The sequence below is a fragment of the Mesorhizobium sp. M7A.F.Ca.MR.176.00.0.0 genome (genome assembly GCF_004023165.1).
GTDB lineage: Bacteria > Pseudomonadota > Alphaproteobacteria > Rhizobiales > Rhizobiaceae > Mesorhizobium.
On sequence record NZ_RZTC01000041.1, the window covers coordinates 35,545 to 53,384 of the forward strand.

The 17,840-nt window shown below is 63.4% G+C and carries 16 protein-coding genes; 12 read left to right on the forward strand and 4 right to left on the reverse strand.

Features of this window, described 5'->3' with window-relative positions; translation table 11 throughout:
- The first annotated feature begins 77 nt into the window (after positions 1 to 77).
- From EOB59_RS15890 to EOB59_RS15905, 4 genes are all read left to right on the forward strand, one after another.
- A complete protein-coding gene (locus tag EOB59_RS15890; RefSeq protein ID WP_128288773.1) occupies positions 78 to 1,589 on the forward strand; it encodes a sugar ABC transporter ATP-binding protein in 1,512 nt (503 codons plus the stop codon).
- A gap of 8 nt (positions 1,590 to 1,597) precedes the next feature.
- Positions 1,598 to 2,560, forward strand: a complete 963-nt coding sequence (locus EOB59_RS15895; protein WP_127382428.1) for an ABC transporter permease — start codon at positions 1,598 to 1,600, stop codon at positions 2,558 to 2,560.
- A 3-nt stretch (positions 2,561 to 2,563) separates the two neighbouring features.
- A complete protein-coding gene (locus EOB59_RS15900; RefSeq protein ID WP_127272456.1) occupies positions 2,564 to 3,517 on the forward strand; it encodes an ABC transporter permease in 954 nt (317 codons plus the stop codon).
- 64 nt (positions 3,518 to 3,581) lie between these two features.
- Positions 3,582 to 4,265 carry an SGNH/GDSL hydrolase family protein gene (locus EOB59_RS15905; RefSeq protein WP_127271777.1) on the forward strand — a complete coding sequence of 228 codons (684 nt, stop codon included), beginning with the start codon at positions 3,582 to 3,584 and terminating at the stop codon, positions 4,263 to 4,265.
- 138 nt (positions 4,266 to 4,403) lie between these two features.
- On the opposite strand, the gene EOB59_RS15910 is transcribed toward EOB59_RS15905, so the two are convergent.
- Positions 4,404 to 4,664 carry a hypothetical protein gene (locus tag EOB59_RS15910; protein ID WP_127809698.1) on the reverse strand — a complete coding sequence of 87 codons (261 nt, stop codon included), beginning with the start codon at positions 4,662 to 4,664 and terminating at the stop codon, positions 4,404 to 4,406.
- A 212-nt stretch (positions 4,665 to 4,876) separates the two neighbouring features.
- Positions 4,877 to 5,962 carry a histidinol-phosphate transaminase gene (locus tag EOB59_RS15915; RefSeq protein WP_164895667.1) on the reverse strand — a complete coding sequence of 362 codons (1,086 nt, stop codon included), beginning with the start codon at positions 5,960 to 5,962 and terminating at the stop codon, positions 4,877 to 4,879.
- A 150-nt stretch (positions 5,963 to 6,112) separates the two neighbouring features.
- On the opposite strand from EOB59_RS15915, the gene EOB59_RS15920 reads away from it, so the two are divergent.
- From EOB59_RS15920 to EOB59_RS15960, 8 genes are all read left to right on the forward strand, one after another.
- Entirely contained in the window at positions 6,113 to 6,886 is a 774-nt protein-coding gene (locus EOB59_RS15920) for a 3-oxoacyl-ACP reductase family protein (RefSeq protein WP_127809700.1), read from the forward strand.
- Between the two features lie 207 nt (positions 6,887 to 7,093).
- On the forward strand, positions 7,094 to 8,416 hold the full coding sequence (gene hisD / locus EOB59_RS15930; RefSeq protein WP_128288771.1) for a histidinol dehydrogenase: 1,323 nt from the start codon (positions 7,094 to 7,096) through the stop codon (positions 8,414 to 8,416).
- 15 nt (positions 8,417 to 8,431) lie between these two features.
- Positions 8,432 to 9,457, forward strand: a complete 1,026-nt coding sequence (locus EOB59_RS15935) for a zinc-binding dehydrogenase (RefSeq protein WP_128288772.1) — start codon at positions 8,432 to 8,434, stop codon at positions 9,455 to 9,457.
- 32 nt (positions 9,458 to 9,489) lie between these two features.
- A complete protein-coding gene (hutC, locus tag EOB59_RS15940) occupies positions 9,490 to 10,221 on the forward strand; it encodes a histidine utilization repressor (protein WP_013530484.1) in 732 nt (243 codons plus the stop codon).
- Positions 10,222 to 10,327: 106 nt separating this feature from the next.
- Positions 10,328 to 11,626 carry a hypothetical protein gene (locus tag EOB59_RS15945; protein WP_127809703.1) on the forward strand — a complete coding sequence of 433 codons (1,299 nt, stop codon included), beginning with the start codon at positions 10,328 to 10,330 and terminating at the stop codon, positions 11,624 to 11,626.
- A 200-nt stretch (positions 11,627 to 11,826) separates the two neighbouring features.
- Positions 11,827 to 12,834 carry an ABC transporter substrate-binding protein gene (locus tag EOB59_RS15950; RefSeq protein ID WP_127811360.1) on the forward strand — a complete coding sequence of 336 codons (1,008 nt, stop codon included), beginning with the start codon at positions 11,827 to 11,829 and terminating at the stop codon, positions 12,832 to 12,834.
- Positions 12,835 to 12,934: 100 nt separating this feature from the next.
- Positions 12,935 to 13,702, forward strand: coding sequence for an ABC transporter permease (locus EOB59_RS15955; RefSeq protein ID WP_174800314.1), 768 nt, complete (start codon positions 12,935 to 12,937; stop codon positions 13,700 to 13,702).
- Between the two features lie 10 nt (positions 13,703 to 13,712).
- Entirely contained in the window at positions 13,713 to 14,495 is a 783-nt protein-coding gene (locus EOB59_RS15960) for an ABC transporter ATP-binding protein (RefSeq protein WP_127269920.1), read from the forward strand.
- 26 nt (positions 14,496 to 14,521) lie between these two features.
- On the opposite strand, the gene EOB59_RS15965 is transcribed toward EOB59_RS15960, so the two are convergent.
- Together EOB59_RS15965 and EOB59_RS15970 are read right to left on the reverse strand one after the other, a co-directional pair.
- Positions 14,522 to 16,414 (reverse strand): ABC transporter ATP-binding protein, encoded by a 1,893-nt coding sequence (locus tag EOB59_RS15965; protein ID WP_128288774.1) that lies wholly within the window; start codon positions 16,412 to 16,414, stop codon positions 14,522 to 14,524.
- A partial coding sequence (locus EOB59_RS15970) for an ABC transporter ATP-binding protein (RefSeq protein ID WP_164895666.1) occupies positions 16,414 to 17,840 on the reverse strand: 1,427 nt, incomplete at its 5' end. The genes EOB59_RS15965 and EOB59_RS15970, both read right to left, overlap by 1 nt.

Consider the following 17,840-nt stretch of genomic DNA (forward strand, 5'->3'; position numbering starts at 1 on the left):
GCCGTGGCTGGCGGGGAGTGGACAAGCATTCCCCGCAGGCCATTCCATCTGTCGAATCCGGTTCGTTCGAGGGTTTCGTGACCAATCTTATCGAGATGTCCCACATTTCGAAGGCGTTCGGAGGGAGCAAGGCGCTCCATTCCGTTTCCCTCGATCTCAAGGCGGGCAGCGTCCACGCCCTGATGGGCGAGAACGGCGCCGGCAAATCGACGTTGATGAAGATCCTGGCGGGCGTGCATCAGCCCGATTCCGGCGAGATCTTCATGAACGGCGAGAAGCTCGATCTGAAATCGCCGCGAGCCGCACTCGATGCCGGCATTTCGACCGTTTTCCAGGAGCATTCGCTGCTGCCCAATCTGTCGATCGCCGAAAACATGTTTCTGGGCCGGGAGCCGACGACCCGGTTCGGCTCGATCGATTATCGGGTGATGAGCAGCCAGACCGCCAAGGCGCTTGGCGAACTCGGCCTCACGCTCGACCCGTCGCAACTCGTTTCAAACCTGACCATAGCCGAGCGGCAATTCGTCGAGATCGCGCATTGCATCCAGGCCGACGCCGGCGTGCTCATCCTCGATGAACCGACGGCGGCGCTCAACGCGACCGATGTCGATGTGCTCAACCGCAACATCCGCCGGCTGCGCGATAAGGGGAAGGCTGTCGTCTACATCTCGCATCGCATGGAGGAGATCTTCGAGCTGTGCGACACGGTGACGGTGCTGAAGGACGGCGCACTGGTCGGCACCAGAATGGTGTCCGAGATCACCACCGACGACCTCATCACCATGATGGTCGGACGCGAGCTTCAGGACCTTTTTCCCGATCGTACTGATAACAAAGGCGACGAGATCCTGCGCGTCGAGAACCTGAGGATCACCGAGACATCGCGGCCGCTGTCGCTGACATTGCACAAGGGCGAGATCGTCGCCCTGGCCGGCCTGGAGGGACAGGGCCAGCAGCGCTTCCTGAGATCGCTGATCGGCCGCTATCATCCCTCCGCCGGGACGATTTCCGTCAACGGCAAAGCGCTGAAAATGCCGCTCCCGCCATCATCAGGCGTTCGCCATTTGCAGCAGCTGAGGGTCGGCTTCGTTCCCGAGGACCGCAAGGAAGAGGGGCTCTTCCTCGCTTTGCCAATCGCCCACAACATCGCCATCGGATTGCATTCGAGGCGATCCGAGCTCGCGCCGGCGCGGCCGTATCGAAACGTGATCGCTCGCATGATGGAGGTCATGAACATAAAGGCGGCAGGGCCGTCCGCGCCGGTCGGCTCCCTGTCCGGCGGCAACCAGCAAAAGGTTCTGCTCGGCCGCTACCTGGCCGCCGATCTCGATCTTCTGCTGGTCGAGGAGCCGACCCGCGGCGTCGACATCGGCGCCAAGTCCGAGATCTACCACCTGCTGCGCGACTTTACCGCCAAGGGCGGCGCCGTGCTGGTGCTGTCGCGCGAGACGATCGAATTGATCGGGCTCTGCGACCGCATCTACGTCGTCCATGACGACACCATCGTTGCCGAAATGCCGGCAGCGCAGGCGACAGAACACAAGATCCTCGACGCGGCCCTGACGGGCGGCTCCGCGCGCCAGCATTAGGGGCCTCCATGCATCGTTCGCTTTTCAACATCCTGAGTGGCCGGAACACGCGGCAAGGCCTGTGGGGCCTGCCACTGCTGGTCGCCTTGCTCATTTCGCTGTGGCTGACCGTCGAGACGACGCAGTTCGCCACGGCCGAGAACCTCTTCAACCTGGTTGCCCAGGCGATGCCGCTGATCATCGCGGCGATAGGACAGCTCGTCGTCGTGCTCATCGGCGGGCTCGACCTGTCGGTCGGCTCGGTCATCAGCTTCACCACCGCGGTGCTGGCGCTCGACCAGCCGGCGATCGTGCTGATCCCGGCGGTCTTCGTGCTGGCGGCACTCATCGGGCTGATCAACGGCATGGCGATCACCCGCTTCAACGTCCATCCGATCATCGCGACGCTGTCGACGCAGTACATCGTGCTCGGCATCACGCGCATCCTGCGGCCCGTCTCCGGCGGCACCGTGCCGGAGATCGTCATCGATGCCGTCTCGGGCAGTTTCCTCGGCATTCCCTATCCGGTTTTCTGGGGCATCATCGTGATCCTGGCAGCGTGGAAACTGCTCTACGGATCCCGGTACGGGCTGCATCTGTTTGCGATCGGCGGCGGCATCGCGTCCGGCGCCGAAAGCGCTGCCCGCAATTTCGGCGTCTCCGACCGCCGCAACATTATCCTTGCCTATGTGGTCTGCTCCTGTTTCGCGGCCGCTGCCGGTGTCTTCCTGGCCGGGCGCATCGTGTCGGGCGATCCGAATGTCGGTCTGCTTTTCGAACTCGATACCGTCACCGCCGTGGCGCTCGGAGGCACCCAGCTCTCCGGCGGCATCGGCAGCCTGCACGGCACAGTGATCGGCGCGCTGGTCATGGCGCTGCTGGCTAACGGCATGAACCTCGCCAACGTCTCGCCCTTTGTTCAGACAGCGATCAAGGGCGGCATCCTGCTGGCGGTGGTCGGGTTGCAATCCCGCAAGAAAATGGGGCTCTGAGCGATGGCCGCCGTTCTCGCAAATCCGATCGCCCGGCGTCTGCTGCGCATCCCGCCGTCCTATTTTGTCTTCATCGTGCTGCTGGCGACGCTGTGGATCGCGCGGCCGAACATGCTCAACCTCAACATCATGGGCATCTTCGTCAGGCAGATCGTGCCGCTCGGCATCCTGGTGCTGGGGCAGCTCGTCGTCATGCGGGTGAAGTCGATCGACCTCTCTGGCGGTGGCATCATCCTGCTCATCAACTATTTCATCTCGTCGGGCACTTTCCCCGGCGCGTCGATGCCTTTCTTCGTCGTGCTGGCGCTCGCCACCGGCCTCGTCATCGGCCTGTTCAACGGCTTCATGATCGGCAACCGGCGGGTGTCGGCGGTCATCGTCACGCTGGCGGTCAGCATCATCCTGGTCGGGCTGGTGCAGTTCCTGTCGAGCGGCAATCCGCCCGGCGATGTGCCGAAGCTGTTCAACGACCTATACAACACGAAATTCCTGTCGGTTCCGACGCCGGTGCTGTTCTGGGTCCTGCTGACCGCTTCGGTGTGGCTGCTTCTGTCGCGGACCATCTTTGGCCGCTACGTCGCTTCGGTCGGGGAGAATGCCGAAGCCGCGCATTTTTCCGGCGTGCCGGTCCAGCGCACGGTCATCCTGGCGCATACGCTCGCCGGCCTGATAGCGGCGATCGCCGCCCTGGTGCAGACCGGTTCCATCGCCGTCGGCAGCGTCCGTATCGGCCTCGACCTGCCGATCCTGGCGGTCGCGGCAACGATCCTCGGCGGCGTCGTCTTCGGTCGTGGCGACGGCGGCGTCTGGGGGCCTTTCTTCGGGGCGCTGTGTTTTGCGCTGCTGTTCGTGGTGATGACGGTGCTCGGCATCGACGAGCCCGGCAAGCTCATCGCGCAGGGCGTCATCATCCTCGGCGCGGCGATCTTCTACGGAGTGCGCGTGCGAAACCCCTGATTTGAAACGGCGAAGAGCAAGTGCGCCGGCGTTCAGACAATTGCAAACAGATGGAGAAACATGGATGTCACCGCCAAAAAACATCATGTGCTACGGCGACTCGCTGACCTGGGGCTGGGTTCCGGTCAAGGAAGGGTCGCCGACCTACCGCTACCCTTATGATCAGCGCTGGACCGGTGTGATGGCGGCGGCGCTGGGGGCGGGCTACCACATCATCGAAGAAGGCCTGAGCGCGCGCACGACCTGTCTCGACGACCCCAACGATCCGCGCCTGAACGGGGCGAACTATCTGCCCTCGGCCATCGCCAGCCATCTGCCGCTCGACCTGGTCATCGTCATGCTCGGCACCAACGACACCAAGTCTTATTTCCGCCGGACGCCTTATGAGATCGCCAATGGAATGGCGAAACTGGTCGGGCAGATCCTGACCAGTGCCGGCGGCATCGGCACCCCTTATCCGGCTCCCAAGGCGCTGGTCATTGCGCCGCCGCCGCTAACCCCGATGCCCGATCCGTGGTTCGAGGGCATGTTTGGTGGCGGGCACGAAAAATCCAGGGATCTGGCCAGGCAGTACAAGGCGATGGCGGATTTCATGAAGATCGATTTCCTCAATGCCGGCGATTACCTCACCACGGATGGTGTTGACGGCATCCATTTTACTGCCGGAAACAACGCCGATCTGGGACGCGCCGTCGCCGACAAGGTCAAGTCGATCCTTGAGCCGGGCAAGGTCAGCACTGCCGCCTGAAGCCGCCACGCCCGTCGGCTCGCGGCACACAGGCCTACGGCGCGGGTGTATCGCTCGTTGCTCCGGCGATGCACATCGATACGGGGCCGTTTGGCCCCGTATCGATGTGGCGCTCGACGCCTGCAGACCTGCGTTGATCTAGGGCCTTGTGCCCCGAGGAACATGATCGGCAGACGATTTGGTTTGGCGGTCGAAAACGACCGCCAGGCCGTTCTTCACGGCAAGCGAGGCGACCATGTCGTCGAGTTCGCGATCGGGAATGGCGGGTTTGAGGACCTGCCGGATGGCCCGATAGGCCTGCTCGGTCGACACATAGTCGTAGCGCTTTTTGCGCGCTTCCACATATTGCTCGATGAGAATGCTCAATCGGCGGGCGGCGATGCCATCTGGTTGCTGCAAGGGAGCCTCCTCAGCGTCGATCGTTTGCAGACCCCCGAGATGTAAAAACCCACGCCGCGAAAGTTAAGGCCTGCTGTCGGCTTGAAGCCCAAAAAATCTATTGCCTTCGTTCAACGAACTGCACCGCAGAGTGACATCGTGTCCGAACTGGCACATCGCAGCCGCAAGGCGCGGGTCAACTTGCCCGTCCGAATCCCGACCAAAGCGTGTATTCACAACAGCTCCGACAGAACGGCCATGAAATGGTCGTTCTCCGCTGTCGAGCCGATGCTGACTCGCACATAGGTGTCAAAACCCTGCTGCTTCCACGGCTTGACGATGACGCCGTGACGCAGCAGGCCTTCGACGAAGGCGGAAGCATCTTGCCGGCAGTTGAAGAACAGGAAGTTGCCCCTGGAGGCAGCGACATCGAGGCCCTTGCTCGCCAGGAAAGTCTCGACGCGTTTTCTCTCTGCATTGGCCAGCGCGACGACCCTGGCAAGGTGTTCGTCGTCGGCCAGTGCCGCGAGTGCGGCCGCCTGGGCCATCGCGTTGGCGTTGAAAGGCGTGCGGACGCGATCGAGCAGCGCGCCCAGCTCCGGGTCACCGACGATGCCGAAGCCGATCCGCAATCCGGCCAGACCGAACGCCTTGGAAAAGGTCCGCAGCACGATCCAGGGCCGGCCCAGCTTTTCGAGATAGGGCAGGGACGATGCATAATCGTCGCCCTTGGCATATTCGGCATAGGCTTCGTCGATGACGATCAGCGTCTCGTCGCCGACCGCATCCAGAACCCTCGACAGATCGCCGCCGGAGAGCCAGCTGCCGACCGGGTTCATCGGGTTCGAAAACAGCAGCATGCGCGGCCGCTCGCGCACCGCCTCGACCAGCGCATCGACATTGATGGTGAGATCGTCGTTGACGACAACGCGTTTGACGGTCGCCCCCATCAGCGTTGCGTAGTCCTCATGCAGCGGGAACGACGGATAGAGCGTGACGACCGCGTCGCCCGGCCGCAACACGGCACGGCTGATGACGGAGAGAAGGTCTTCGGAACCGTTGCCGAGGATGATCTGGCCCTCGGCGACGGCATATTTGTCGCCGATCGCCTGGCGCAGCTTGCGCCCGGCGGGGTCGGGATAGAGGCGGAACATCTCGGAGCCGGCATGCATCGTCGTGGCTAGCTTCGGGCTGGGCCCGAGCGGGTTTTCGTTGGAGCCCAGTTTGGCGATCCTGGCCGGTGCGTATCGCTCCATGACCTCGTCAATGGTGAGCCCGGAATTGTAGGGCGACAAACGGTTGACTTCGGTGCGGACCATATCCGGGGCTTTCGACACGGGTGGGCTCCTTTGCAGCGGATTTCGTCATCAGTACCGCAGCTGAAATGATTTGTATATGCTTGTATATGTAACCTGCGATCTGATAGCATTGATACCGGCGCCGAGGCCAACACCGATCAGGAGGATCACATGCGCAACGCTTCTCTCTTCGATCTGTCCGGCAGGAAGGCGCTTGTCACCGGTGCAAGCCGGGGCATCGGGCGCAGCATCGCCGAGGCGCTGAGTGCTGCCGGCGCCGACGTCGCGGTCACGGCGCGCAGCCTGGCCTCGCTGGAGGCCACCACGGCAGCCATCCGCGCCGCCGGCGGAGTGGCGCACGCCATCGCTCTCGACGTCACCGATGTCGGCCGCTGCCGCGCAGCCACCAACGAGGCTGCCGGCCTGCTTGGCGGTCTCGACATTCTCGTAAACAATGCCGGGATGGAGGAGGTGCGGCCCTCGCTCGATGTCGACGAGGCGCTGTGGGACAGGATCGTCGACACGAATCTCAAGGGAGCGTTCTTCTGCGCCCAGGCCGCCGCGCGGCAGATGCGCGATGCCGGCCGTCCTGGTGCCATCATCAATCTGTGCTCGCTGACATCCGAAGTCGGAATCCCCACCGCGGTGCCGTATGGCTCGTCGAAGTCGGGCCTGCTCGGCATGACCCGCGCCCTTGCGGCGGAGTGGGCGGAGCTCGGCATAAGGGTCAATGCAATCGCGCCGGGCTATTTCAGGACGGCGATGACCGATGTTTTCTACAGCAACGAGGCATGGCAGCACTCCATGCTGGCCAAGATCCCGCAGCGGCGTTTCGGTGATCTCTCCGATTTGCACGGCATCGCGGTGTTCCTCGCTTCGGATGCGGCGGCTTACATAACCGGCCAGTCCATTCCGGTCGATGGCGGCTTTCTCGCCTCGATCTGAGGAGGCAGGTTTGTCTCCGCAGTTTCGAAGGGAAGGACGATAGAAAAACTGCTGGCGACTGTCATACATACATGTATATACTTTTGCCCGGGTGAAGCCTCTCGACGGCTTTGATCCTTGCCCCGGTCGGCCTGTCGACCCGCAGAACTATGGCCATCCACGGGCCAACCGTCATTGCGTTCCAAGAGTTCCAGGAGACGAGCAACCATGTCCGACATCAGCTTCCACGATTTGTCATCCATCGATGCCGACCAGCGCGCCAGTCTGCTGAAGCGCGCCGAGGCCGATCTGACGGTCTTCGTCGAGAAGGTCCGGCCGATCATCCAGGCCGTCAAGGACGAAGGCGACGCCGCCTTGATCCGCTTCGCCAGGGAACTCGACAAGGCCAATGTCGCCGAGGGCGAACTGCAGGTGTCGGAAGCCGAGTTCGAAGCGGCGTTCGACAAGGTGGAAAAGGATGTGGTCGAGAGCATCCAGTTCGGCATCGACAACATCAGGCATTTCCATGAGGAGCAGAAGCCGGAGACGATGTGGCTCAAGGAAGTCCGGCCGGGCGCCTATGCCGGCGACCGGTACACGCCGATCGCGTCCGTTGCGCTCTACGTTCCGCGCGGCAAGGGCGCCTTTCCTTCGGTGACGATGATGACGTCGGTGCCGGCGGTGATTGCCGGTGTGCCGCAGATCGCCATCGTGACGCCGCCGACACCGGATGGGTCGGTGGACGCGGCAACGCTGGTCGCCGCGCGCCTCGCCGGCGTGGGAACCGTCTACAAATGCGGCGGCGCGCAAGCGGTCGCCGCCGTCGCCTACGGCACGGAGACGGTGAAGCCCGCGCTCAAGATCGTCGGCCCCGGCAGCCCGTGGGTGGTGGCGGCCAAGAGCGTGCTGTCCTCGGTCATCAACACAGGCCTTCCGGCCGGCCCGTCGGAAGCGATCATCTTTGCCGATGACAGCGTCGACGGCGGCCTTGCCGCGCTCGACCTGTTGATCGAAGCCGAGCACGGGCCGGATTCCTCGGCCTATCTGGTGACGCACAGCCGCAAAGTTGCAGAAGCAGCGCTCGCTGCACTTCCCGAGCATTGGTCGCGGATGACCGAGCAGCGTGTCGAGTTTTCGCGCGCCGTGCTGACCGGCAAGCGCGGCGGCATCGTGCTGACCGCGTCGCTGGAAGACAGCTACCGCTTCATCAACGACTATGCGCCCGAACATCTCGAGATCCTGTCGAAGGAGCCGTTCGCGCATCTCGGGCGCATCACCGAGGCGGCCGAGATACTGATGGGTCCGCACACGCCGGTGACGCTTGCCAACTTCGTCCTCGGTCCCAATGCTGTACTGCCGACCAGCCGCTGGGCGCGAACCTACGGGCCGCTTTCGGTAACGGATTTCGTCAAACGCTCGTCGATCGGCTATGTCACCTCGGTGGCCTATCCGGAACTCGCTCTGCACGCCCGCAGGCTCGCCCGCTACGAGGGCTTCAGCTCGCATGAGAACGCGGTCTCGGAAATCCGCGACCGCTATCTCGCCGGCTGAGCGGAAGCGATCGCGATGAAGGCCGCACGACTGTATGGACCTGGTGACCTGCGTGTCGAGGACATCGCCCCGCCAGGCGTGCCGGGTGCGGGCTGGGTGAAGCTCAGGGTCGACGCCGCCGGCATTTGCGGTTCGGACCTGCACAATTTCCGCACGGGACGGTGGATAAGCCGGTCGCCTTCGACGGCCGGCCATGAGCTGACCGGCACGGTGACTGCCATCGGCGCGGGCGTGGACGCCTTCGCCGTCGGCGACAGGGTGGTCGCTGATTCTCGGTTCTGGTGCGGAGACTGCGCGCAATGTCATGGCGGCAGGCGGCAGCTCTGCGCGTCACTGGGCTTCGTCGGAGAGGTCTGCGACGGCGGGTTTGCCGAACAGGCGGTGCTGCCCGCACGGCTCTTGCATATCATCGATGCCGGGCTCGACGAGCGGGTCGCGGCGATGGCCGAGCCGCTGGCGGTGGCGCTGCACGCGGTGCGGCGCCTGCCGAAAACGGCCGGCTCGGTGCTGGTCGTCGGCTGCGGGCCGATCGGCGGTCTTGCCGCGCTATTGCTGTCGCGAACCTTCGCCGGCACCGTGCTCGTCGCCGACCGCAACCAAGCTCGCAGCGCCCGCGTGTCGCAGGTGACGGGTGCCAGTATCGTCGATCTGAACCGAGATGCCGTTGCCGCCGCAACCGCCAATGCCCCGCTGCTCGCGGCCATTGAGGCGACCGGCAGCGTCGCGGCGCTCAACCAGTTGCTTGGCGTTGTCGATCCCGGCGGCACGATCGCCATGGTGGGCATCTTCCATGGCCGCCTCGACATTGATCCCAATACGCTGGTCGAACGCGAAATCGGCTTGCTGGGATGCCACGCCTTTGCCGATGAGCTGCCCGAGGCGGTGCGGATGCTAGGTGAACTCAGCGAACCGCTGTTGGCGCTGATCGACCAGGAGATCGGCCTGGATGACATTCCGGCTGCCTATGAGCGGCTGTTGGCGGGACACAGCGACGGCTTGAAAACAATCATCCGCATGCGGCAACCTGTCGAGCAGTCGTGATTTCCGATGAATCGCCGGAAAGGACTTTTGAAATGATCACTTTGCCCGACACGGCCAGCCCTCTTTACGAGAAGGTGAAGGACTACATCCTGGCGAACATCGGAACGGGCCGGTGGGGCAAGGATCGCAAGCTGCCGTCCGAGAACGAGTTGGTGGCGTCGCTCGGCGTGTCGCGGATGACGGTTCACCGGGCGCTCAGAGAGTTGACCTCGGCCGGGTTCCTGATCCGCCTGCAAGGTGTGGGAACCTTCATCGCGCCGCCGCGGCCGCAATCGACGCTGATCGAGATCAACAACATCGCAGCCGAGATCGTCGAGCGCGGCAACAGGCATCGTTCCGAAGTCCTCGTCCTCGAAACCATCATGCCGACAAAGGAGCTGGCGCTGTCGTTCGAGTTTCCAAAGCGCGTCTCGATCTATCATTCCGTCGTCGTCAATTTCGAGAATGATCTGCCGGTGCAGCTGGAAGAGCGCTTCGTCAATCCGAGCCTCATTCCCGATTACGACAAGCAGGATTTTTCGAAGACGGCGACCTACGACTATCTCATGCAGAAAACCCCGGTGACCGAAGTCGAGCATATCATCTCGGCGATCCCGGCCGACGCCGAGACGGCGCGGCATCTGGGCATCGATGTCGGCGCCTGCTGCCTTTTCCTGCACCGCCGGACATGGACAGGCGCGGTGGTGGCCACCATCAGCAAGCTGACTTATGCCGGCAGCCGCTACTCGCTCGGCAGCCGCTATTCCCCTTCAAAAAGCAGCTAACGGAAGCAGGACGAATGCAAGTCGGAGCGGTTTCGTTGTCAATGTATATACATGTGCTGACGAGAACGCTTTCGCGCTCGAATGGACGGGCCAAGAAGGACAACAGATGACGCAGACACCGAGTCGCACGGCGCAGATCCGGGCACTCGCGCAGCATGATGTTGCCGAAGCACAAAGCGCGCTGGCGGCATTGCTGGGCGACCTGTTCGCGATGAGTCCCCGCAATGTGCGCATCAACTTCGACAAATACAGCCTCAATTCCCTGAACGGCTTCTTCGAAGACGACGGCAAGGCCTACTTCTTCAAGTTCCATCAGGAGGAGCGGGAGGAGGCGATGACGGGCGAGTATTACCGCGCCGAGATTCTGTCGCGCGCCGGCCTGCCGGTCGACCAACCCGTACACATGTCGGCGCAGCCCGGCGAGCAGATCCTTGTCTACCGCCGCCGCACGGATCCGAGGTTTTCGGATGTGCTGTTCGCGCTGGATGCGCAGGACGATGCCGGCAAGCGGCAAGAAGCCGTTCTTGCCGAGCGCGGCCTGTCGGCCAGGCTGCTCAAGGTCTATCTCGAGACGCTGCATCCGGTGACTGTCGCGGAGGTCTCGGCGGAGCCGATCCACAGGCTGTTTCATGAGCGGCTGATCGATGCAAACACACGCTTGTCGCCAGGCGGCCGGCTGGCCGATTTCTATGTCGGCAAGCCGTTCGTCTTTCCCGGTGCCGAGCTGGATTGGGATCGGTTTTCCCGGCTGAAATTCGTCATCAACGGCCAGCAGTACACCCACAGCGTCGGTGAGCTTTTCGATGCCGCCGCGGTGCGCTTGCGGCCCGACCGGCTTGCCGATGCCGGCGGCGTGGTCGCGCATGGCGACGCCCACAACGCCAATGTCTGGTACACGGCTAAGGCGGGGAGGGCGGAACTGTCCTTCTTCGATCCCGCCTTTGCCGGCTCGCATATCCCGACGCTGCTGGCGGAGGTGAAGGCGACGTTCCACAACATCTTTGCCCATCCGTTCTGGCTCTATGATCCGGCGACCGCGACAGAGGCTTTTCGCGCCCAGGCGCGGCTGGACGGAAATCTGCTCCATGTCGACACGGACTGGGACCTGAGCCCCGTCCGCCGCGACCTGCTGGAGGTCAAGGCGACAGCGCTGTGGCGGCCATTGCTGCTGGAGCTCAAACGGCGCGGCATGCTGCCGGCCGATTGGCGCGCGGTGCTGCGGGCCGGTCTTTTCCTGTCGCCGACGCTGGTCATGAACCTGCGGGCCGACGCGCGCAGCCATACGCGGGTCTCCTCCCTCATTGCCTTCTCAGTCGCGGTCATGGTCGGCAGCGAACCCGTTGCCGGAGCCGATCGGGTGACGGGTTTCCTCGATCGGATCGATCCGGAAAAGCGTGAAAATTGAGTCTTTCCAACTTGTATATGCATGTATGTATTTTAGCCTTGACATCCGCTCCCGCTGACGCTGAAATATCCTCGCACTTCACCATGAAGTGGCAGGTAAGACGCCGAGGCACAGTGCCGCAAGAGCAGAAACCCGCAGTCTCACCAGACCGGCTGCCTGGGTTAGAAAAAGCGGTCTGATCATCAAGGGGAACAAAGATGATGCGTAACCTAACAGGACAATTTCGCGCGCTCGTGATGGCCGCCGCCATCGGGCTGGCCACCGCCCCGGCAGCCTACGCAGCCGACGCGGCCATTCCCACCACGCCCGAGGCAGGAGCGTTCAAGATCGGCATCGAGCCCTGGCTTGGCTATGGCCAATGGCATGTCGCCGAGGCCAAGGGCCTGTTCAAGACAAACGGGCTGAGCGACGTCCAGATCGTCAATTTCGCCGAGGACAAGGACATCAACGCAGCACTTGCAAGCGGCCAGCTCGACGCCGCCAACATCGCGACCCACACGGCGATGGGCATGGTTGCGGCCGGCCTGCCGGTGAAGATCGTGCTGCTGCTCGACGTCTCCATGACCGCCGACGCCATCATCGCCGGCAAGGACGTCACCTCCATCGCGGACCTCAAGGGCAAGCAGGTGGCCTTCGAGGAAGGCACGACGAGCGACATCCTGCTCAAATACGCGCTCGCCAGGAACGGCATGTCGATCGACGATGTGAAGCCGGTTCCGATGCCGGCGTCCGATGCCGGCAGCGCCTTGATCGCCGGCCAGGTGCCGGTTGCGGTGACCTATGAACCGTACCTCACCGTCGCCATGGCGCAGAACAAGGACCTCAAGCTGCTGTTCACCGCCGGCGAGGATCCCGGCCTGATCAGCGACGTGCTGGTGGTGCGTGACGAGGTGATCAAGTCGCGGCCCGGCCAGGTGCTGGCCATGATCAAGAGCTGGGACGCGGCGCTCAAGAACTACAATGCCGACACGCCCGGTGGACGCGCCATCATCGCCAAGGCCGTCGGTTCGGACGTCAAGGACCTCAACACCGCCTTTGACGGCGTACGCTACTACTCACTCGCCGAAAACAAGACGGCGCTGACAGGCGACTTCACCACCAAGACCTTCGCCGATGTCGAAGCCGCCGCCAAGAACGCCAAGCTGCTGCAGGCCGATGTGACGCCGGAGCAGATGATCGACCCGGCCTTCGTCAAGGCAGCGGAATGACCAAGGCCGGATCGCGGTGGTGACACAGATGCCCCGGGAGCGACCGGCGGCAGGACCGGTCACGAAACCGGCGAGGCGCCGCCGATCCTCCGGGATCGGCGTGCCCATCGCCAGGTCGCGCTTCCTGGTCATCGCGGTGGCCGTGTTCATCGGGCTCGGCCTTGCCTGGTGGGCGGCGACCGGACTGGGGTTGGTAAAGCCGATCTTCCTGCCGTCGCCGGGCAGCGTAGCTATGCAGATCGCCAAGCTCGCGACCGACGGCACGTTGTGGCTGGACCTCAAAGCCTCGATGTATCGTATCTCCATCGGCTTCCTCATCGCCTCGGCACTGTCGATACCGATCGGCGTGCTGATCGGCAGTTTCCGGTCCTGGGAAGCGGCCATCGAGCCGCTGGTTGATTTCATCCGCTACATGCCGGTCGTAGCCTTCGTGCCGCTCTCCATCCTGTGGGCGGGCACCGGCGATTCGCAGAAGTTCCTGATCATCTTCATCGGCACCTTCTTCCAGCAGGTGCTGATGATCATGGACAATGTGAAACGGGTTCCAGCCGATTTCATTGGCCTTGGGCGTACACTCGGCTTGCCGGATCGCAAGATCCTGACGCGCATCGTCGTTCCCAGCGCCTTGCCGGGCATCTGGGATACGCTGCGCATCAGCCTGGGCTGGGCATGGACCTGGCTGGTGCTGGCCGAACTTGTCGCCGCGACTTCGGGGCTCGGCTATCGCATCACCGTGTCGCAGCGGTATTTCCAGACCAACACGATCATCGGCTACATCCTGCTGCTTGGCCTGCTCGGCCTCATCACCGACCAGGTGATGAAGGCGCTGGAAAAGGTGCTGTTCAAGCAAGAGGGCCGCTCGCAATGAGGTCCAGCCGATGAGCCCCCCCAAATTGCGGATCGCCGGCCTCCACAAGAGCTTCGGCACCGGCGAGCGGCGCACGGAAGTGCTGCGCGACATCAATCTCGATCTTGCCGACAACGAGTTTGTCTCCCTGGTCGGCACGTCGGGCTGCGGCAAGAGCACGCTGCTGTCGATCGTGGCCGGACTGCAGGACTTCGACGCCGGCGATCTCAGCATCGATGGCGCGCCGATCCTGCAGCCGGGTCTCGACCGTGGCGTCGTCTTCCAGTCCTACACGCTGCTTCCCTGGCTGACGGCGCGGCAGAACATCGAATTTGCCCTCAAGGCCGCCGGTTACGATCGCCCGACCTGCCGCAGGATCGCGCTGGAACATCTCGAACTCGTCAAGCTGTCCGACAGCGCCGACCGCTATCCGGCCGAACTCTCGGGCGGCATGAAACAGCGCGTCGCCATTGCGCGCGCGCTTTCCTACCGGCCCAAGATGCTGTTGATGGACGAGCCCTTCGGCGCGCTCGATGCCTTGACCCGGCACCAGATGCAGGAACTGCTCACCCAGATCTGGGAGGAACACAGGTTGACCGTCCTGTTTGTCACTCATGATGTGGAGGAGGCCGTCTATCTGTCGGACCGCATCGTCGTCATGGGGATCGGCCCGGGACGCATCACGCAGACCTTCAACGTCGATATCGAGCGCCCGCGCCGCGAAGAGGTGATGGAAAGCCCTGCATTCATGGATCTGCAGCGCGGCGTGCACAAGGCCATCCGCGAAGGTTCAAAACGCCCCGAAATGGCGTAGGCGCCTGTGGTCATCAGTAGGCCCAATCACGTCGCCTTGCCGACCGCCGCATCCAACTCCAGCTCGCCTTCGGAAATATCGTCGAACGAGGCGTAGTTCATGTTGTAGAGGCGGGCGTAGAGGCCTTTTCGGCCCATCAATTGGTCGTGGTTGCCGCTTTCGACGATCTCGCCGTTCTGCAGCACGATGATGCGGTCGGCGCCGCGGATGGTCGCAAGACGGTGGGCGATGACCAGCCCGGTGCGGCCTTCCAGCAGCGTGATCAGCGCCTTCTGGATCAGCATTTCGGTGTAGGAATCGATGCTGGCCGTGGCTTCGTCGAGCACCAGGATCTTGGCATCCGCCACCAGCGCGCGCGCAAAACTGATCAGCTGGCGCTGGCCGAGCGAGAGATTGCCGCCGCGCTGCTCGAGTTCGGCATCGTAGCCATCTGGCAGGTTCTCGATGAAATCGTGCGCGCCGACGGCCTGTGCGGCGCGCACCACCTCTTCGCGGCTGGCTGATGTCTTGTGGTAGCGGATGTTTTCCAGCACCGAGCCGGAGAACAGGAACGGCTCCTGCAGAACCATCGCCACCTGATCGCCGAGCGAATCCTGGGTCAGGTCACGCACATCATGGCCGCCGACCAGAACCTCGCCCGACCAGACATCATAGAAGCGGTGCACCAGCGCCATAGAGCTGGACTTGCCCGATCCGGTAGGGCCGACAAGGGCCACGGTCTCGCCCGGATTGACGCGAAAGGAGATGTTCTTCAGCACTGGCTGGTTCGGCCTATAGCCGAAGGTGACGTTCCTGAACTCGACCGAGCCGTCCATGTCGCGCGACAGCGTCACCGCGCCTTGCCTGTCGCTGACATCGACCGGCACGTCGAGCACTTCGGAAATGCGCTGGCCCGAAGCCATGGCGCGCTGCATGACGCTGTATTGCATGGTCAGCGAACGGATCGGGTCGAAGAAGCGCTGGATGTAGAACAGGAACGCCACCATGACGCCGATGTCGAGGCTGTGCGACAGCACCATCGAACCGCCGACGACGATGACGGTCGCCATGGCGATGCCGGTCAGCGTATCGACGATCGGCACCATCACCTGCGCGTATTTCGCCGAGGTCAGATGGGCATTGAGATTGGCCAGCACCTTCTCGTCATAGAGGTCGAAATTGACGTGCTGGCGCTCCAGGCTCTGTACCGTGCGCACGCCATGGATGCCTTCGGCCAGCGCACCGTTGGCGATCGAGTTGGTTTCATGCGCCGCCATGAAGGCGACCTTGGCGCGCGGCAGCCAGAACAGGCGCACGATGAACAGCACCGGCATGGTCGACAGCGTCAGCAGGCCGAGCCGGAAATCCAGCCACAAAAGCACGCTGACGATGCCGAACAGCAGCACGATGTCGCCCACCGACATGACCGACGTTTCGAGGAATTCCTGCATCGAATTGACGTCGCCCTGCAGACGCGACATCAGCCGCCCGACCTCGGTCTTGTCCATGAAGCTCAACGAAACCCGCTGCAGGTGGCTGAACATGGCGCGGCGCAGATCGGACAGCACATTTTCGGCCACCTTGCCGACGACGCTTTCCTGCACATAGGAGGCGGCATAGTTGATCAGGATGATGACGGCGAAAGTGATGATCGCTGCGATCATCACCGGCTGGTCGAGCCTGCCCGCCGTCATGCCGTGGTCGATGGCGTAGCGGATGACCAGCGGGATCGCCAATTGCGTCAGCGTGAACACCAGCACCGCGGCGACCGAGATGAAGATCCGGCTCTGATAGGGTCTCACGAAGCTCCAGATGCGCCTGACGATGCGCGGGTCGTAGGCCTTGCCGAAGACTTCTTCCTCTTCGCGATGCGAGCCCACGACAGCCCTTGTCGGCCGGCGGCTGGTGTCTTCCTTGTCGTCGTCGGCCTGTGTCGACATCATGCGGCTCCCGCCACGACAGGCCGCTCATCGTCCGGCCGCAGCTGCAAATCGTAGAGCGCGCGATAGCGGCCACCGAGCGCCAGCAGTTCCTCGTGCGTGCCGCGCTCGACGATTCGGCCGCCCTCGACGAACAGGATCTGGTCGGCATGCATCAGCGAGCTCAGCCGGTGCGAGATGATGAGCGTGACGCGGTCCCTGGCGAAGCGCTTCATCGCCGCCCGGATGCGCTGTTCGGTGCCGGCATCTATTGCCGCGGTCGAATCGTCGAAGACCAGCACCGATGGCCGCAGCATCAGGCTCCGCGCAATGGTCAGGCGCTGCCGCTGGCCACCGGAAAGCGACGCGCCGCGCTCGCCGACAACCGTGGTGTAACCGGCCGGGAGGCCCATGATGTAATTGTGCAGCTGGGCGTACTCGGCTGCCTGCCCGATGCGGGTCTCGCGCGCCCAGGGATTGCCATAGGCGATGTTGTTCTCGATCGAGGTGGTGAACAGGAACGCGTCCTGCTGCACGACGCCGACGGCCTTGCGCAGCGATTTCAGCGTCACCTCACGAATGTCCTGGCCGTCGATGGTGATCGAACCCGAAGTGACGTCGTAGAAACGCGGGATCAGATGCGCGATGGTCGACTTGCCGCTGCCCGGTGGGCCGACAATGCCGATGGTCTCGCCGGACCGGGCCTCGAAGGAGATGCCGGACAGCGTCGGCCGGCCGCCTGCGCCCTCATAGCGAAAGCCGACATTGTCGAAGCGCAGCACGCCGTCGCTGACGACGAGATCCCTGGCGCCGGGCGCGTCCTCGATGTCGAGTTCGGCGTCGAGCAGTTCGAACAGGCGGGTGCCGCAGGTCGAGGCGCGGGCGAAGGAATTGACCATCAGCCCGAGCTGGCGCACCGGCATCTGCAGGATGGTCATGAAGGTGAGGAACTGCGCCAGCGTGCCGACGCTGATCTGGCCTGCGATCACCTTCTGGCCGCCGAACCACAGGACCAGCCCCATGGCAGCCAGGAACGAGAAGTTCATGGCGCTGGTGTTGGCGACGCGGATGTCGACGCGCTGATTGGCGAGGTCCAGTGCATCGCGCTTGGCGCGATCGAATTTTTCCAGCTCATGCCGCTGCGCTGCGAAGGCCCGCACGACACGGATACCGCCGAGGTTCTCATCCATCACCCGGCTCAGCACCGAGAGGCGCTCCTGCAACGTCAGCCAGGTGCTGCGCAGTTTGAGCTGGGTGACCGAGGACCGCCAGGCGACGAAGGGCACGAAACTCAGGCTGAGCAGCCCGAGCACGGGATCGGTGCTGATCAGGAGATAGGCGCCGACGCCGATCAGCACGCCGAGCAGCACCACGCGCAAAATGCCAGTGGAAAAGAACATGCGCACGCCGTCGAGATCGAGCAGGCCGAGCGTGATGAGATCGCCGG

Excerpts from the sequence above, each read along its gene's own strand:
- EOB59_RS15900 (WP_127272456.1), top strand. The coding sequence starts at position 2,564 with ATGGCCGCCGTTCTCGCAAATCCGATCGCCCGGCGTCTGCTGCGCATC.
- EOB59_RS15950 (WP_127811360.1), top strand. The coding sequence starts at position 11,827 with ATGCGTAACCTAACAGGACAATTTCGCGCGCTCGTGATGGCCGCCGCC.
- EOB59_RS15920 (WP_127809700.1), top strand. The coding sequence starts at position 6,113 with ATGCGCAACGCTTCTCTCTTCGATCTGTCCGGCAGGAAGGCGCTTGTC.
- hisD (WP_128288771.1), top strand. The coding sequence starts at position 7,094 with ATGTCCGACATCAGCTTCCACGATTTGTCATCCATCGATGCCGACCAG.
- EOB59_RS15965 (WP_128288774.1), bottom strand. The coding sequence starts at position 16,414 with ATGTCGACACAGGCCGACGACGACAAGGAAGACACCAGCCGCCGGCCG.
- EOB59_RS15960 (WP_127269920.1), top strand. The coding sequence starts at position 13,713 with ATGAGCCCCCCCAAATTGCGGATCGCCGGCCTCCACAAGAGCTTCGGC.
- EOB59_RS15895 (WP_127382428.1), top strand. The coding sequence starts at position 1,598 with ATGCATCGTTCGCTTTTCAACATCCTGAGTGGCCGGAACACGCGGCAA.
- EOB59_RS15935 (WP_128288772.1), top strand. The coding sequence starts at position 8,432 with ATGAAGGCCGCACGACTGTATGGACCTGGTGACCTGCGTGTCGAGGAC.
- EOB59_RS15915 (WP_164895667.1), bottom strand. The coding sequence starts at position 5,962 with ATGGTCCGCACCGAAGTCAACCGTTTGTCGCCCTACAATTCCGGGCTC.
- EOB59_RS15945 (WP_127809703.1), top strand. The coding sequence starts at position 10,328 with ATGACGCAGACACCGAGTCGCACGGCGCAGATCCGGGCACTCGCGCAG.
- EOB59_RS15905 (WP_127271777.1), top strand. The coding sequence starts at position 3,582 with ATGTCACCGCCAAAAAACATCATGTGCTACGGCGACTCGCTGACCTGG.
- hutC (WP_013530484.1), top strand. The coding sequence starts at position 9,490 with ATGATCACTTTGCCCGACACGGCCAGCCCTCTTTACGAGAAGGTGAAG.